General features: G+C 72.3%; 14 protein-coding genes. 13 read left to right on the forward strand and 1 reads right to left on the reverse strand.

All coding sequences use genetic code 11. From position 1 onward, the window contains the following. The first annotated feature begins 64 nt into the window (after positions 1-64). The 13 genes from pyrR to IR212_RS08245 all read left to right on the forward strand — a co-directional run bounded on the left by pyrR (position 65) and on the right by IR212_RS08245 (position 15,562). The gene (gene pyrR, locus IR212_RS08185) at positions 65-595 is read left to right on the forward strand and encodes a bifunctional pyr operon transcriptional regulator/uracil phosphoribosyltransferase PyrR (RefSeq protein WP_194398403.1); all 531 of its coding nucleotides are present in this window, start codon (positions 65-67) and stop codon (positions 593-595) included. Next, a complete protein-coding gene (locus tag IR212_RS08190; protein WP_194398404.1) occupies positions 592-1,605 on the forward strand; it encodes an aspartate carbamoyltransferase catalytic subunit in 1,014 nt (337 codons plus the stop codon). Before pyrR ends, IR212_RS08190 begins: the two co-directional genes overlap by 4 nt. Then, complete coding sequence (locus tag IR212_RS08195; protein WP_194398405.1) at positions 1,602-2,912, forward strand: dihydroorotase; 1,311 nt, start codon at positions 1,602-1,604, stop codon at positions 2,910-2,912. The genes IR212_RS08190 and IR212_RS08195 overlap by 4 nt, the downstream gene beginning before the upstream one ends. Next, a complete protein-coding gene (locus tag IR212_RS08200) occupies positions 2,909-3,418 on the forward strand; it encodes a PH-like domain-containing protein (RefSeq protein ID WP_194398406.1) in 510 nt (169 codons plus the stop codon). The genes IR212_RS08195 and IR212_RS08200 overlap by 4 nt, the downstream gene beginning before the upstream one ends. Next, positions 3,415-4,572 carry a glutamine-hydrolyzing carbamoyl-phosphate synthase small subunit gene (gene carA, locus IR212_RS08205; RefSeq protein WP_194398407.1) on the forward strand — a complete coding sequence of 386 codons (1,158 nt, stop codon included), beginning with the start codon at positions 3,415-3,417 and terminating at the stop codon, positions 4,570-4,572. Before IR212_RS08200 ends, carA begins: the two co-directional genes overlap by 4 nt. Then, positions 4,565-7,852 carry a carbamoyl-phosphate synthase large subunit gene (gene carB / locus IR212_RS08210; RefSeq protein ID WP_194398408.1) on the forward strand — a complete coding sequence of 1,096 codons (3,288 nt, stop codon included), beginning with the start codon at positions 4,565-4,567 and terminating at the stop codon, positions 7,850-7,852. The genes carA and carB overlap by 8 nt, the downstream gene beginning before the upstream one ends. Then, positions 7,849-8,682, forward strand: coding sequence for an orotidine-5'-phosphate decarboxylase (pyrF, locus tag IR212_RS08215; RefSeq protein ID WP_194398409.1), 834 nt, complete (start codon positions 7,849-7,851; stop codon positions 8,680-8,682). Before carB ends, pyrF begins: the two co-directional genes overlap by 4 nt. Before the next feature lies 1 nt (position 8,683). Then, positions 8,684-9,598: a guanylate kinase gene (gene gmk / locus IR212_RS08220; protein ID WP_194398410.1), complete on the forward strand. Its 915-nt coding sequence runs from the start codon at positions 8,684-8,686 to the stop codon at positions 9,596-9,598. Between the two features lie 71 nt (positions 9,599-9,669). After that, the gene (rpoZ, locus tag IR212_RS08225; RefSeq protein WP_194398411.1) at positions 9,670-9,924 is read left to right on the forward strand and encodes a DNA-directed RNA polymerase subunit omega; all 255 of its coding nucleotides are present in this window, start codon (positions 9,670-9,672) and stop codon (positions 9,922-9,924) included. 108 nt (positions 9,925-10,032) lie between these two features. Continuing rightward, entirely contained in the window at positions 10,033-11,226 is a 1,194-nt protein-coding gene (gene metK / locus IR212_RS08230) for a methionine adenosyltransferase (protein WP_194398412.1), read from the forward strand. Positions 11,227-11,236: 10 nt separating this feature from the next. Then, positions 11,237-13,255, forward strand: a complete 2,019-nt coding sequence (locus IR212_RS08235) for a primosomal protein N' family DNA-binding protein (protein ID WP_228479549.1) — start codon at positions 11,237-11,239, stop codon at positions 13,253-13,255. Positions 13,256-13,271: 16 nt separating this feature from the next. Next, on the forward strand, positions 13,272-14,195 hold the full coding sequence (gene fmt / locus IR212_RS08240; protein WP_194398414.1) for a methionyl-tRNA formyltransferase: 924 nt from the start codon (positions 13,272-13,274) through the stop codon (positions 14,193-14,195). Next, complete coding sequence (locus IR212_RS08245; RefSeq protein WP_194398415.1) at positions 14,192-15,562, forward strand: RsmB/NOP family class I SAM-dependent RNA methyltransferase; 1,371 nt, start codon at positions 14,192-14,194, stop codon at positions 15,560-15,562. Before fmt ends, IR212_RS08245 begins: the two co-directional genes overlap by 4 nt. Positions 15,563-15,585: 23 nt before the next feature. On the opposite strand, the gene glsA is transcribed toward IR212_RS08245, so the two are convergent. Beyond that, on the reverse strand, positions 15,586-16,758 hold the full coding sequence (gene glsA / locus IR212_RS08250; protein ID WP_194398416.1) for a glutaminase A: 1,173 nt from the start codon (positions 16,756-16,758) through the stop codon (positions 15,586-15,588). Between the last annotated feature and the right edge of the window lie 15 nt (positions 16,759-16,773).

Below are 16,773 nucleotides of genomic sequence, written 5' to 3' on the forward strand. Positions count from 1 at the left end.
CGTAGGATGGACGACGATCGCAGCAACCTTTAACCCCGTCCTGTGAGGCGGAGAAGGGAGCCGGATGAGCACGCGCACCGTGCTGCACGAGGCCGATATCGCCCGGGCACTGACTCGGATCTCGCATGAGATCCTCGAGTCCAACCGGGGCCCCGACGGCCTCGTCCTCCTCGGCATCCCGACCCGCGGCGTCACCCTCGCACTCCGTATCGGCGCACTCGTCGAGCAGTTCGGCGGGGCATCGGTCGCCGTGGGCGCGCTGGACGTGACCATGTACCGGGACGACCTCCACCGCAACCCCACGCGCGCGCCGCAGCCCACCGAGATCCCCGCAGGCGGGATCGACGGCAAGATCGTGGTTCTCGTGGACGACGTGCTGTTCTCCGGCCGGAGCATCCGCGCCGCGCTGGACGCCCTCCAGGACATCGGGCGACCGGCAGCCGTGCGCCTGGCCGCACTCGTCGACCGCGGCCACCGGGAACTGCCGATCCGGCCCGACTTCGTGGGCAAGAACCTCCCGAGCGCGCGGGACGAGCGCGTGAATGTGCGGCTGAAGGAGACCGACGGGCGCGAGGAGGTGACGATCGAGTCATGAGGCACCTGCTGGACACCCAGACACTCGGCCGCCACGAAGCCCTGCGCATCCTCGACGTCGCGGAGGACATGGCCGACACGCAGCAGCGCGAGGTCAAGAAGCTGCCGACGCTGCGCGGCAAGACCGTCGTGAACCTCTTCTTCGAGGACTCGACCCGCACCCGCATCTCGTTCGAGGCCGCTGCCAAACGGCTGTCGGCGGATGTGATCAACTTCTCTGCGAAGGGCTCCAGCGTCTCGAAGGGGGAGTCGCTGCAGGACACCGCGCAGACCCTGCAGGCGATGGGGGCGGATGCCGTCGTCATCCGCCACGGCGCCTCCGGCGCGCCGCGCACCCTGGCCACCAGCGGATGGATCAGCGCCGGAGTCGTCAACGCCGGCGACGGCACGCACGAGCATCCGACGCAGGCCCTGCTCGACGCGTTCACCATCCGCAAGCGCCGGTTCGGCTCGGGCAGCCGCGGTCGGGACCTCGCCGGCGTGAAGGTCACCATCGTCGGCGACATCCTCCACTCCCGCGTGGCGCGCTCCAACGTCTGGCTGCTGCACACGCTCGGCGCCGAGGTGACGCTCGTCGCCCCTCCCACCCTCGTTCCCCAGGACGTGTCGAACTGGCCGGTCACGGTCGTCTACGACCTCGACGAGGCCCTCTCCGCGAGCCCCGACGCCCTCATGATGCTCCGCATCCAGCTGGAGCGGATGAATGCGGCCTATTTCCCGACTGAACGGGAGTATTCGCGCCGCTGGGGCCTGGACGCGCGCCGTCTGGCCGCGCTCGGAGCCGATAGCATCGTCATGCACCCCGGGCCCATGAACCGGGGCCTGGAGATCTCCGCCGAAGCCGCCGATTCGCCACGCTCGACCGTGCTCGAGCAGGTGACGAACGGCGTCTCGGTGCGCATGGCCGCGCTCTACCTGCTGCTGGCGGGAGCGGAGCGCACCACGGCCGACAGCATGCCTGCAACCGACGTCCCGGACGCGGATCGCACAGCGAAGGAGAACACCCGATGAGCGAGACCCTGCACTTCCGCGGAGCGCTGATCGAGGGGAGCGGCGCTGCCGACGTGATCGTCTCGGACGGGGTGATCGCCGAGATCGGTCCCGGGCTCAGCCGGGCCGGCGCGACGACGGTCGATGTCGACGGACTGGTGCTGCTGCCCGGCCTGGTCGACCTGCACACGCATCTGCGCGAGCCCGGCTACGAGGCATCCGAGACGATCCTGACCGGATCCCGCGCCGCCGCGGCCGGCGGCTACACCGCCGTGTTCGCGATGCCCAACACCTCGCCCGTCGCCGACACCGCGGGCGTCGTCGAGCAGGAGCTCGCCCTCGGCGAGGCGGCCGGCTTCGTCACGGTGCAGCCGATCGGGGCGGTCACCGTCGGACAGCGGGGCGAGCGTCTGGCCGAGCTCGGTGCGATGGCGGATTCCCGCGCCCGCGTGCGCGTCTTCAGCGACGACGGCTTCTGCGTCTGGGATCCGCTCATCATGCGGCGCGCCCTCGAGTACGTGAAGGCCTTCGACGGCGTGATCGCCCAGCACGCGCAGGACCCGCGGCTGACCGAAGGCGCCCAGATGAACGAGGGCGCCGTGTCGGCGGAGCTGGGACTGGCAGGCTGGCCCGCCGTCGCCGAGGAGTCGATCATCGCGCGCGACGTGCTCCTCGCCGAGCACGTGGGCTCGCGCCTGCACGTCTGCCACCTGTCCACGGCCGGGTCGGTCGAGATCATCCGCTGGGCGAAGAAGCGCGGCGTGGACGTGACCGCGGAGGTCACACCGCACCACCTGCTCCTGACCGACGAGCTGGTGCGCGACTACGACGCGCGCTTCAAGGTGAACCCGCCGCTGCGCCGAGAGGAGGACGTGCTCGCGGTGCGCGAGGGACTCGCCGACGGCACGATCGACATCGTGGCGACCGACCACGCGCCGCACCCGGCCGAGGCGAAGGCGTGCGAGTGGCACGCCGCCGCCAACGGCATGGTCGGCCTCGAGAGCGCCCTGCGGGTCGTGCAGGAAGCGATGGTCGACACGGAGCTGATCACGTGGGGCGACGTCGCACGCGTCATGTCGCGCGAGCCCGCGCGCATCGGCCGGCTCTCCGGGCACGGCACACCGCTCACCGCCGGCCAGCCGGCGTCCCTCACGTTCTACGATCCCTCGCCCCGCCGCCCCTTCCGCACCGACGACCTCCGCGGCCGCAGCGTCAATTCGCCCTATCTCGGGCGGGAGCTGCCGGGCGAGGTGCGGTGGACGGTGCACCGCGGCACCGTGACCGTCGCCGACGGCGCCGTGCTGGAGTCGCCGGGGGTGCGGGCATGACGCGCGAAGGCGCGCTGGCCATCATCGTGGCCGTCACGGTCGTGCTGCTGGGCGTGCTCGTCTGGGCGTGGCGACGGCGATCCCGGCGCGACGCGCGCCTGAACGCACCGGTGGGGGAGATCCCCGCCGGCGCGGCCACACGCTCGGCCTGGCCGGCACTGTACGTGGCGACCACGCGCCACGGCGACCCGCTGGAGCGGCTGGCGATCGACGGCCTCGGCTTCCGCTCGCGGTGCGACGTGACCGTCACGGATGCGGGCGTCGCCCTCGATCTCACCGGCCAGGCCCGTCTCTTCCTCGCCGCCGATCGGATCCAGGATGTCGCGCAGGCGACCGTCGCGATCGACCGGGTGGTCGAGCGCCACGGCCTGGTCCGCCTCTCCTGGCGACTCGAGGACGGCACCGTCGTCGACTCCTACTTCCGACCCCAGGATGCCTCGGCCCGCGCCCTCGCCGACGCCGTGGCCGCCATCCTTCCGCCGACCCAGACGGGAACCCGCGCATGACCCCCCTCTTCCACACCGACCCGGCCGTCCTCGTGCTCGAGGACGGGACCCGCCACGTCGGCCGCGCCTACGGGGCGATCGGCACGACACTGGGCGAGGTCGTCTTCGCCACCGGGATGACCGGCTACCAGGAGACCCTCACCGACCCCTCGTACGCCGGCCAGATCGTGCTGCAGACGGCGCCGCACATCGGGAACACCGGCATGAACGGCGAGGACACCGAGTCGCGACGCATCTGGGTGTCGGGCTACATCGTGCGCGATCCCTCGCGCGTGGTCTCGAACTGGAGAGCCGAGGAGTCGCTGGACGACGCGCTCACGAGCGACGGCGTGGTGGGCATCAGCGGCATCGACACGCGCGCCGTCACCCGCCACATCCGCTCGGCGGGCAGCATGCGCGGCGGCATCTTCTCCGGCGACGCCGCGGGCATCGACCCGGAGGAGCAGCTGCGCCTCGTCCGAGAGGCGCCCGAGATGGCAGGACGGAACCTCTCCGCCCAGGTCTCGGTCGCCGCCGTCGAGGTGACCGCGGCGGCGGGGGAGCGGATCGGCAACCTCGCCGTGCTCGACCTCGGCGTGAAGCAGGCCACCGTCGACAACCTGGCGGCTCGCGGGTTCGACGTGCACGTGCTGCCGCAGGACGTCACCATCGAGCAGATCCGCGCGATCGACCCCGTCGCGGTGTTCTACTCCAACGGCCCCGGCGACCCGGCGGCCTCCGGCGACCACGTCGAGCTGCTGCGCGGAGTGCTCGATGACGGCCTGCCGTTCTTCGGCATCTGCTTCGGCAACCAGCTGTTGGGGCGGGCACTCGGCCTCGGCACCTACAAGCTGCCCTTCGGGCACCGCGGCATCAACCAGCCGGTCCTGGACAAGGCGACCGGTCGCGTGGAGATCACGGCGCACAACCACGGCTTCGCCGTCGACGCCCCCATCGAGGGCGAGTTCGACAGCCCCCACGGGTACGGCCGGATCGAGGTGAGCCACGTCGGGCTGAACGACCGGGTGGTCGAAGGCCTCCGCGCCCTGGACATCCCCGCGTTCTCGGTGCAGTACCACCCCGAGGCCGCGGCCGGCCCGCACGACGCCAACTACCTGTTCGACCGCTTCCGCGACCTGGTCGTCGCGACCCTGGAGACGAAGAAGAATGCCTAAGCGCGACGACATCCACTCCGTCCTCGTCATCGGTTCGGGTCCGATCGTCATCGGCCAGGCCGCCGAGTTCGACTACTCGGGGACCCAGGCCTGCCGCGTCCTGCGGGAGGAGGGCATCCGCGTCATCCTGGTCAACCCGAATCCGGCCACCATCATGACCGACCCCGACTTCGCCGACGCCACGTACATCGAGCCGATCACCCCGGAGGTGATCGAGACGATCCTCGCGAAGGAGAAGCCCGACGCGATCCTGCCGACGCTCGGCGGGCAGACCGCCCTCAACGCCGCGATGGCCCTGCACGACCGCGGCATCCTCGAGAAGTACGGCGTCGAGCTCATCGGCGCGAAGGTCGACGCGATCCGCAAGGGCGAGGACCGGCAGGTCTTCAAGGAGCTGGTCCTGGAGGCCGGCGCCGACGTCGCCGAGTCCGTCATCTGCCACTCGATGGAGGATCTCCTCGCCGGGGCCGAGAAGCTCGGCTACCCGCTCGTCGTGCGCCCCTCCTTCACCATGGGCGGACTGGGATCGGGCTTCGCCTACGACGAGGCGGACCTGCGACGCATCGGCGGCGCCGGCCTGCACGACTCGCCGACCAGCGAGGTGCTCCTGGAGGAGTCGATCCTCGGGTGGAAGGAGTACGAGCTCGAGCTGATGCGCGACACCGCCGACAACACGGTCGTCGTGTGCTCCATCGAGAACGTCGACCCGGTCGGCGTCCACACCGGCGACTCGATCACCGTGGCGCCCGCGCTGACGCTGACGGACCGCGAGTACCAGAAGCTCCGCGACATCGGCATCGACATCATCCGAGCCGTGGGCGTGGACACCGGCGGCTGCAACATCCAGTTCGCCGTCGACCCGGCCACGGGCCGCGTCATCGTCATCGAGATGAACCCGCGCGTGTCGCGCTCGTCCGCGCTGGCGTCGAAGGCGACGGGCTTCCCGATCGCCAAGATCGCCGCCAAGCTCGCGATCGGCTACCGGCTGGATGAGATCCCGAACGACATCACGAAGGTGACGCCGGCGAGCTTCGAGCCGACGCTCGACTACATCGTCGTCAAGGTCCCCCGCTTCAACTTCGAGAAGTTCCCCGCCGCCGACACCACCCTCACCACCACCATGAAGTCGGTGGGCGAGGCGATGGCTATCGGCCGCAACTACGCCACCGCGCTCCAGAAGGCGCTCCGATCACTGGAGAAGCGCGGCTCCAGCTTCCACTGGGGCGACGAGGAGCGCTCGGCGGAGGAGCTGCTGGAGATCGCCAGGACGCCCACCGACGGGCGCATCGTCGTGCTGCAGCAGGCGATGCGCAAGGGCGCGACGGTCGAGCAGGCGTTCGAGGCCACGAAGATCGATCCGTGGTTCCTCGACCAGATCGTGCTCATCAACGAGGTGGCCGAGTTCGTGCGCCAGGCGGGAGAGCTGGATGCCGCCACCCTCCGCATCGCCAAGGAGCACGGCTTCAGCGATGCGCAGATCGCGCAGCTGCGCGGCGACTCGGAGGCCGAGGTGCGGGGCGTGCGCCACGGCCTGGGCGTGCGACCCGTCTACAAGACCGTCGACACGTGTGCGGGTGAGTTCCCGGCGCTGACCCCCTACCACTACTCCAGCTACGACGCCGAGACCGAGGTCTCGCCGTCCGACCGCACCAAGGTCGTCATCATCGGCTCCGGCCCCAACCGGATCGGCCAGGGCGTCGAGTTCGACTACTCGTGCGTGCACGCGTCGTTCGCACTGGCCGACGCCGGCTTCGAGACGATCATGGTGAACTGCAACCCCGAGACGGTGTCGACGGACTACGACACCTCCGACCGCCTGTACTTCGAGCCGCTGACGCTCGAGGACGTGCTGGAGGTGCTGCACGCGGAATCCCGGTCGGGGAGGATCCTCGGCGTCATCTGCCAGCTCGGCGGTCAGACCCCGCTGGGTCTGGCCAAGGGCATCGAGGAGGCCGGCTACACGATCCTCGGCACCAAGCCCGCCGCGATCGACCTCGCCGAGGAGCGCGAGCTGTTCTCGCGCCTGCTGGACGACGCGGGCCTCGTCGCTCCCCGCAACGGCACCGCGATCGACGTCGAGGGCGCCGTCGCCGTGGCCGAGGAGATCGGCTACCCCGTGCTGGTGCGTCCGAGCTTCGTGCTGGGCGGCCGCGGCATGGAGATCGTCTACTCGACCGAGTCGCTGCGGGACTACTTCGTCCGCATCGCCGACCAGGCCATCATCGGGCCCGGTCTTCCGCTGCTCGTCGACCGGTTCCTCGACGACGCGATCGAGATCGACGTCGACGCGCTGTTCGACGGCGAGGAGCTCTACATCGGCGGCGTCATGGAGCACCTCGAGGAGGCCGGCATCCATTCGGGCGACTCGTCGTGCACGCTCCCGCCGGTGAGCCTCGGCCGCACCGACGTCGACCGCGTGCGGGAGGCCACCCGCGCGATCGCGGAGGGCGTCGGCGTGCGCGGCCTGCTGAACGTCCAGTTCGCCATCTCGGCCGGCGTGCTCTACGTCATCGAGGCCAACCCCCGTGCCAGCCGCACGGTGCCGTTCGTCTCCAAGGCGCTGGGGATACCCCTCGCCAAGGCCGCCGCACGGGTCATGGCCGGCGCGACCATCGCCGAGCTGCGCGGCGAGGGTCTGCTGCCGGAGCAGGACGGCTCGCGCGTGCCGCTGGATGCGCCGGTCGCCGTCAAGGAGGCGGTGCTGCCGTTCAAGCGGTTCCGCACGGCCGACGGCCAGACCGTCGACTCCGTGCTCGGACCGGAGATGCGCTCGACGGGCGAGGTGATGGGGATCGACCGCGACTTCCCGACCGCGTTCGCGAAGTCGCAGGAGGCCGCGTACGGCGGCATGCCTCAGTCGGGCACGGTGTTCATCTCGGTGGCCGACAGCGACAAGCGAGCCGTCATCCTGCCCGCCCACCGCCTGCAGGAGCTCGGCTTCGACCTCGTCGCCACGGAGGGCACCGCCGAGATCCTGGCCCGCAACGGGATCGCCGTGGACGTCGTCAGCAAGTACTCCGAGACCCACGCGACGGGCGGCACGAACGTCGTCGACCTCATCAACGCCGGTGAGATCGACATCGTCGTGAACACGCCGTCCGGCGGAGCGGCGCGCGCCGACGGGTACGAGATCCGCGCGGCGGCCGTCGCCGGTGACAAGGCCCTCTTCACCACCATGGCGGTCCTCGGCGCGGCGGTCAGCGCGCTGCCCGTGCTGCGGGACGGGTTCGACGTCAAGAGTCTGCAGGAGTATGCCACCGATCGGCGGGCGGGCGCATGACCCCGTTCGGCGAGCGGGTCCGTGCGGCGATGACGGCGCACGGGCAGCTGTGCGTCGGCATCGACCCGCACGAGCACCTGCTCGCCGAGTGGGGTCTGGATGCCACGGCCGCCGGTGCGCGTGAGTTCGGCCTCCGGGTGGTCGAGGCCGCGGCCGGCCGCGTGGCCGCGGTCAAGCCGCAGGTGTCGTTCTTCGAGCGCTTCGGCTCCGCGGGCATCGCGGCGCTGGAGGACGTGCTCGCCGCCGGCCGCGCGGCCGGCCTCATCGTCATCGCCGACGCCAAGCGCGGCGACATCGGCTCGACGATGGACGCCTACGCGGCGGCGTGGCTGGCACCGGACTCGCCGCTGGAGGCGGACGCGGTGACGGTCAGCCCGTTCCTCGGCGTCGGCGCACTCGAGGGCACCTTCGAACTCGCTCACCGCCACGGCAAGGGTGTCTTCGTGCTGGCTGCCACGAGCAATTCCGAGGCGCTTGGGCTCCAGCGCGCGCGGACCGCGGGCGGCGACACCGTCTCCGCCGAAGTGGTGCGGGAGGTGTCCGATCGGAACGCGGCCGCGACCTCGGACGGTCAGTGGGGGAGCCTCGGCTTCGTCATCGGCGGCACTGTCGAGTGGACGGATGCCGGCCTCGGGCCGTTCTCGCCGGTGGCACCGATCCTCGGTCCGGGCTTCGGTCATCAGGGGGCAGAGCCGCATCAGCTTCGCGCGCGCTACGGCGCGCTGTCCGAAGCGGTGGTAGCGTCGGAGAGCCGCAGCATCCTGGCTGCCGGACCCGACCGGCTCGCCGCGCGCATATCCGAGCGCGCCCTTCTCTACCGTGGTGAATGACATGCCCGATTCGCGCACCCCTCCCGAGGTCGACCGCGCGGCGGCCTCCCGCCGTGCCGTCGCCGCCCGCCGCGAGCGCGCCGCCCTCAAGAAGGACGTCGCGATGCGGGTGATCACGCCGCAGGAGCTCCTGCGCCGCGCCCTCGCCGACCCCGCGTCCCCCGCAGGCGCCATGCGGGTGCCCGAGTTCCTCACCGCGATCCCCGCGATCGGCGAGGGCAAGCGCGATCGCATCCTGCACGAGCTGGAGATCTCGCCGGTCAAGCGACTGGGCGGGCTCGGCTCGCGCCAGCGCGAGGATCTGCGGCGCTTCCTGGACGAGCGCTGGCCGGAGCTCGAGCCCCGCGGCGGCCGCAGCCGCCTCATCGTGCTCGCCGGTCCGACCGCGGTCGGCAAGGGGACGGTCGCCGCGCACATCAAGGAGCACCACCCCGAGATCCACCTCTCGGTCTCGGCGACCACCCGCGCGCCCCGGCCGGGTGAGACCGACGGCGAGCACTACTTCTTCGTCGACGACGCCGAGTTCGACCGCATGGTCGCCGAGGGCGAGCTCCTCGAGCACGCCACGGTCCACAACGCCCACCGCTACGGAACGCCTCGCCGGCCGATCGAGGAGGCTCTCGCCGCGGGCCGGACGGTGCTGCTCGAGATCGACCTGCAGGGCGCACGGCAGGTGCGCGAGGCCGACCCGACGGCCACCCTGGTCTTCCTGCTGCCGCCGAGCTGGGACGAGCTCGTGCAGCGTCTGGTCGGTCGCGGCACCGAGGATGCCGCGGAGCGGTCGCGGCGCCTGCGGACCGCGAAGACCGAGCTGGCATCGCAGCATGAGTTCGACTACCGCGTGGTCAACGACGACGTCGCCCGTGCCGCCGCTGAGGTGGCCGCCCTTGCGCACGCGGCGCGCCCCGTCCCGTAGACTGGTGGGATGCCTCGGCACCCGAGGCCCGCAGACTCCCACTCCTTCCATCCGATCCAGGAGGTTTCGCCATGGCCGGAACGAACCAGGGCATCATCGAGCCCCCCATCGACAGCCTGCTCGAGAAGGTCGACTCGAAGTACCAGCTCGTGATCTACGCCGCCAAGCGTGCGCGCCAGATCAACGACTACTACTCCGACCTGCACGAGGGCAACCTCTTCGACAACGTCGGTCCGCTGGTCGACTCCACCGTGGAGGACAAGCCGCTGACGATCGCGCTGCACGAGATCCACGAGGACAAGCTGCGCCTTCGCCACCTGGAGTGATTGATTTCGCCGTGATGCCCCCGTCGGCGGAGATGTCCGCCGCCGGGGGCATACTGGTGTCCGCCCCCTCGCGCCGGCGTCTGCGCGAGGCCGACAACGGGAGCATCGATGACCGAACTGCGTCTGTTCACCTCCGAGTCCGTCACCGAGGGGCACCCCGACAAGATCTGCGACCAGATCTCCGACTCGATCCTCGACGCGATCCTCGCTGAGGACGCCGACGGGCGGGTCGCGGTCGAGACGCTCGTGACGACCGGTCTCGTCCACGTGGCGGGCGAGGTGTCGACCTCGGCCTACGTCGAGATCCCCGCGATCGTCCGCGACGTCGTCAACCGCATCGGCTACACGTCGAGCGAGACGGGCTTCGACGGCGACTCGTGCGGCGTGAGCGTCTCGATCGGTGCGCAGTCCTCCGACATCGCCGCCGGCGTCGACAAGGCGTTCGAGCGGCGCGAGGACGGCTCGGAAGACCCCCACGACCTGCAGGGCGCGGGGGACCAGGGGATCATGTTCGGCTACGCGACCACCGAGACTCCGCAGCTCATGCCCATGGCAGCCTGGACGGCGCACCGGATGGCCGAGCGCCTCGCCGAGGTGCGCCGCTCGGGCGAGCTGCCGTTCCTGCGTCCCGACGGCAAGACCCAGGTCACGCTCGGCTACGACGGGCACACTCCGAAGACCGTCGACTCCGTCGTGCTCTCGACGCAGCACCACCCCGACATCTCGCAGAAGGCGCTGCGCGCGGCGGTCCGGGCCGAGGTGATCGACCCGGTGCTCGAGGCGACGGGGCTCGACCTTCCCCACGTGAAGTTCTACATCAACCCCGCGGGCCCGTTCGTCATCGGCGGCCCCAAGGGCGATGCCGGCCTGACAGGCCGCAAGGTCATCATCGACACCTACGGCGGCGCCGCCCGGCACGGCGGCGGCGCGTTCAGCGGCAAGGACCCGTCGAAGGTCGACCGCTCCGCTGCCTACGCGATGCGCTGGGTCGCCAAGAATGCGGTCGCCGCCGGTCTCGCCGAGCGGCTCGAGGTGCAGGTCGCGTACGCCATCGGCAAGGCCAAGCCTGTCGGGCTGTACGTCGAGACGTTCGGCACGGGCAGAGTGGCCGACGAGGTCATCACCGACGCGATCCTCGAGGTGTTCGACCTGCGCCCCAAGGCCATCATCGACCAGCTCGACCTGCTCCGCCCCATCTATGCGCAGACGGCGGCTTACGGTCATTTCGGGCGAGAGCTGCCCGATTTCACGTGGGAGCGCACCGACCGCGCAGACGCACTGCGCGCGGCCGCCGGGCTCTGACCGCGCCCGCGTGACGGCGGTGGACGACGAGGGCTCCGCGCCGGCGGGCGCGCAGAGCGGACGCCGCGTGGCCCGCGTGCTGATCGACTCGCCGCTGCCTCAACTGGACCGGCTGTTCGACTACGAGGTTCCCGCCGCGCTCGCGACGGAGGCGGTTCCCGGCGTGCGGGTGCGCGTTCCGCTGCGGAGCGCGGGCCGCGTGGTCGACGGGCTGCTCGTCGATCTGGGGGAGCCGGATGCCGAGAGCCGGCCCCTCTCGCAGCTCGAGGCGGTGGTGTCGCCGGTGCGGGTGCTGCCGCCGTCGCTGTACGCCTTGGCCCGCAGGGCCGCCGACCGCGCGGCGGGCTCGGCAGGCGACATCCTCCGGCTCGCGATCCCCAGGCGGATGGTGCGTGCCGAGAAAGCCTGGTTGGCCGCGGACCCGCCGGCGCGCCCGACAGTCGACCCCACCGATCTCGCGTGGGCGGATGGGGTGCTGGCGGCGTATCCGGGGCTGGCGGAGGCGCTGGACGACGGTGAGCGCCTGGCCGTCGACGCGCCGCCCATCCCCTCCCGGCTCGATGACGCCCGTGCGATCGGATCGTGGGCGGTGCTGCTTGGCGCGGCTGCGACGCACGTGCTGGCCGGCGGGCGCAGCGTCGTGCTGGCCGTGCCCGACCACCGAGATCGCGCACAGCTCGAGGCCGTGCTGGAAGCGCGCATCCCCAGCGGAGCGCTCGTCCGCGACGACGCGCGGCAGAGCGGACCGGCCCGCTATGCCGCCTTCCTGCGTACCCTGAGCGACGCGCCGTGCGTGGTCATCGGCAACCGCTCCGCCGTCTATGCGCCCGTCTCGGATCCGGGCCTGGTGGCGTTGTGGGACGACGGCGACCCGCTGCTCGGCGAACCGCTCAGTCCCGGTGTCCACGCCCGCGACGCCGCGCTCCTGCGCCAGGAGCTCGACGGCAGCGCGCTCCTGTTCGCCGGACACACCCGCACCACCGATGTCGAACGCCTGGTGGCGGTGGGCTGGGTGCGAGACCTTCCGGCTGCGCGGCGCGTGAGCCCGCGGGTGGTGCTCACCTCCACGCGCGAAGGCGAGTCGCGGGCGGCGCGGATCCCCTCCTCGGCGTTCGCAGCCGCGCGCGAGGCACTCGCGGAGGGGCCCGTGCTGGTCCAGGTCGCCCGGCCGGGCTACGCCCCGGTCCTCGTGTGCGCGGCGTGCCGGCATCCTGCCCGCTGCCCCTCCTGCGGCGGGCCGCTGCATGCCGCCCGTCACGGTGCTGTGCCGACGTGCTCATGGTGCGGGCGCGCCGCCCACGCCTGGACGTGCCCGGAGTGCACCTCGGCGATGCTGCGGATGGCGTCGGCCGGAAGCGAGCGCACCGCCGACGAACTCGGGCGCGCGTTCCCCGGCACCCGCGTCGTCGTCGCCGACGGCGATCACCCCGTCACACAGGTCGACGCCCGTCCCGCCCTCGTCGTGTCGACGCGCGGCGCGGAGCCGCTCGCGCTCGGCGGCTACCGGGCGGTGATCCTGCTGGACGGCGACCGGATGCTGATGGCCGACGACCTGCGCATCGGTGAATCGTGCTTGCGCTGGTGGTCCAACGCGGCCGCGCTCGCGGCGCCCGGAGCGCCGGTGCACCTGGTGGGCGTCACCGGCGACGTGGCACGTGCGCTCGCGACGTGGACGCAGGCGGCGTACGCGCGCGCGGAACTGGCCGATCGGACGCCCCTGCGCATGCCGCCCGCGGTGCGGGTGGCGGCCGTCGACGGCCAGCGGCGTGCCGTGGACGCCGCGCTCGCGGACCTGCGCCGCGCGGTGCCGGAGCTCGACGCGGAGGCGGTGCTCGGGCCCGTCCCGCGCGGAGAGGGGGTGCGTGCCCTGGTCCGCTTCGACTACGCCGTCGGAGCGCGGGTCGCGGCGAGCCTGCGCGCCTCTGTGGTGAGCGAGGCGGTCAAGGGCCGGCGTCCCGCGAAGGGTCGCGCCCCGGCCGCCGCCCATACACTGAAGGTTCGGGTCGACGTGCCCGATCTCGATCTCTGACCTGCTCAGGAGCTTCATGCGCCTCGTCTTCGCCGGCACCCCGGCGCCGGCTGTGCCGTCGCTGCGCCGGCTCGCGGCATCCGCTCACGACATCGTCGCCGTCATCACCCGCACCGACGCGCCCGTCGGGCGAAGACGCGTCCTCACGCCGTCGCCCGTCGCCGCGGCCGCGCACGAGCTGGGACTCCGGGTGATCCGAGCGGATCGACTGGACGCCGGCGTGACCTCCGAGGTCGCCGCTCTCGCCCCCGACCTCGGGGTCATCGTCGCCTACGGCGGCCTGGTGCGCGAGCCGCTCCTGTCGACCCCCGAGCACGGCTGGATCAACCTGCACTTCTCGCTGCTTCCGCGCTGGCGGGGTGCGGCGCCCGTTCAGCAGGCGCTCATCGCCGGCGACGCCGAGACCGGCGCCAGCGTGTTCCAGCTCGTCGCCGAGCTCGACGCGGGAGACGTGTTCGGCCAGCGCGCCGTGTCGATCCCGGCAGACGCGACCGCCGGAGACCTTCTGACGTCCCTCGCCGAGTCCGGCGCGGGGCTGCTGGCCGAAGTGGTCGACGCCATCGCGGCCGGGACGGCCAGCGCACGACCGCAGGAGGGCGGTGTCACCTACGCCGGGAAGCTCGGCGACGACGACGGCCGCATCCGCTGGGAGGATCCGAGGCCGGCGGTCCTCGGACGCATCCGCGGCGTCACCCCCGAGCCCGGGGCGCACACGACGATCGACGGCGCACGGTTGAAGGTGCTCGCGGTCGCCGCGGCGCCCGACGACGCGCCGGTCCTCGCCCCGGGAGCACTCGCCCTGCACGGCCGCCAGGTGCTCGCCGGGACGGGCTCGGCCCCCGTTGTGCTCGAGACCGTGCAGCCGGCCGGCAAGGGTGCGATGCGGGCAGCCGACTGGTGGCGGGGTCGCCGCGCCGGCGACGCGGTGGCCGGATCGTGAGCCGCACCGTCGCCGCGCGCCGCGTCGCCTACGACACCCTCCGGGCGGTCCACGAATCGGACGCGTACGCGAATCTCCTGCTTCCCACGGCGATCACCCGCGCGGGGCTGTCGAGCGCCGACGCCGCGCTCGCGACCGAGCTCACCTACGGGACGCTGCGGCGGCAGGGCACGTACGACGCCGTGATCTCCATCGCCGCCGACCGGCCCATCGGCGAGATCGACCCCGCCGTTCTGGACGCGCTGCGCCTCGGCGTCCACCAGCTGCTGTCGACCCGGGTGGCCTCGCACGCCGCGGTGAACGAGTCCGTCGAGCTCGCCCGCTCCGCCGGGGGCCGGGGTGCGGCCGGGTTCGCGAACGCGGTGCTGCGGCGCGTCTCGCGCGACACCCCGGGCGACTGGATGACCCACGTGGCCGCCAGCGCGCGCTCGGACGACGAGCAGCTCGGCCTGTTGTTCTCCCATCCCGTCTGGGTCGTGCGGGCGTTCCGCCGTGCCCTCGCCGCGGAGGGGCGCGCCGACGAGCTGGAAGCCCTGCTCACCGCCGACAACGCCTCGCCGCGCGTCACGATGGCCGCGCTCCCGGAGCTCGCCGACGTGCCCGAGGAGGCGAGGCGGACGCCCTTCTCGCCGATCGGCTTCCGGCTGGGCGGCGGCGACCCCGAGACCCTGGTGAGCGCCAGCGGGGGGCGCATCCGCGTCCAGGACGAGGGCTCCCAGCTGGCCGCGCTCGCACTGACGCGGGCGATGCCGGTGTCGGCGGGGGAGCGCTGGCTCGACCTGTGCGCCGGACCCGGCGGCAAGACCGCCGTGCTGGCGGCCGAGGCGCTCGCGCACGGGGCGTCGCTCGAGGCGAACGAGATCTCGCCCACGCGGGCGGGCCTGGTCCGTCAGGCGCTGGCCGGGGTGCCACTGGGGGTCACGGTCTCGGAGCAGGACGGTCGCACCCGCGCCGGGGATGCTCCGGGTACCTACGACCGCATCCTGGTGGATGCCCCGTGCACCGGTCTCGGCGCGCTGCGGCGCCGCCCCGAAGCCCGGTGGCGCAAGGCGCCCAGCGACGTGCCCGCTCTGACCGAGTTGCAGCGCGAGCTGCTCGACGCCGCGGTGACCGCCCTCAAGCCGGGAGGCGTCGTCGCGTACGTGACGTGCTCACCGCACCTCGCCGAGACCTCCGGCGTCGTGGCGGACATCCTCAGGGAGTGGGACAGCGCGCTCGAGGAGCTCTCGGCCCGCGACGTCATCACCGCACTGTCGTCCGCGGACCCGGGCCTGCCTCGGCAGTCCGACGAGAGCGGGCGGGCGCAGCTCTGGCCGCACCGGCACAACACCGACGCCATGTCGGTGTCGCTGCTGCGGCGCGTCTGACCTCGACGCCGGCGGCGTCCCGGTCAATCGGCGAGGCGGATCGAGTGCGGCATCTGCTCGAACTCGGTGCGCAGCGCGACGAGCGCCGCGTCGTGCGCGCGGCCGAGAGCGCGAGCGTCGACGGTCACCTCGGCCCCGTCGGGCATCGCCTCCGCGACCTCCCGCAGCACCGCGACCACCCGCTCCATCCCCGCCAGCCCGAGCTCGCCCGAGAGGCGCAGCACCCGGCCGCGATCGGTGTCCTCGACCGTGAATGCGGGGACCGCGACGCTGTCGTGCGGCTCCAGCAGGTGCATGCCGAATCGTTCGGAGAGCGCCTCGAGCAGGGCGATGCCGCGCACGGAGTTGCCGTGCTCGTCCAGGCGAGGGCTGAAGGCCGCGACCCCGAACTGCGAGGGTGCGACGGCCAGGAGGCCGCCGCTCACTCCGCTCTTGGCGGGCAGCCCCACCCGCAGCAGCCATTCACCGGAGTAGTCGTACATGCCGCAGCTGGTCATGATCGACAGCACGTCGCGCGCAACGGGCTCGGGAACGACCCGGTCGCCGTTGACGGGGTTCACCCCGCCGAAGGCGAGGGTCGCGGACATGACGGCGAGGTCGCGCACCGTCACCAGCACCGAGCACTGCCGGAAGTAGGTCTCGACGGCGGTGTCGACGGGACCGTCGATGATCCCGTGCGATCGCAGGAGATGCGCCAGCGCGCGGTTGCGGTCGCCGGTGGCGGACTCCGAGGCGTACACCTGCTCGTCCACCCACAGCGAGCGTCCGGCGAACGCCGAGAGACCGTCGACGATGCGTGCCGTCCGCTCGTCGACGCCGCCGCCGGGGATCAGCCCCGACGTCGCGATGGCACCGGCGTTGACCATCGGGTTGGCGGGGCGGCCGGTTCCGGCCTCGAGGCTGATCGCATTGAACGGCTCTCCGCTCGGCTCGGCGCCGACCCTGCGCATCACCTCGTCGCGTCCGCGGTCCGCCAGGGCGAGCGCCAGCACGAACGGCTTCGAGATCGACTGGATGGTGAACTCGTGGTCGGCGTCCCCGACGGCGCGCACCCGTCCGCGGGGGCCCACGACAGCCAGCGCCAGCCGATCCGGGTCGGCGGCTGCGAGCTGCGGGATGTAGTCCGCGGTGGCACCGCCCGTCTGCGGGCGGACGTCCTCCAGTGCCTCGTGCAGCAGCGCCGTGATGGGATCCACGGCTCGACCATAATG

Origin of the sequence: Microbacterium atlanticum (assembly GCF_015277815.1) — a bacterium.
In the GTDB taxonomy this organism is placed as follows: Bacteria; Actinomycetota; Actinomycetes; order Actinomycetales; family Microbacteriaceae; genus Microbacterium; species Microbacterium atlanticum.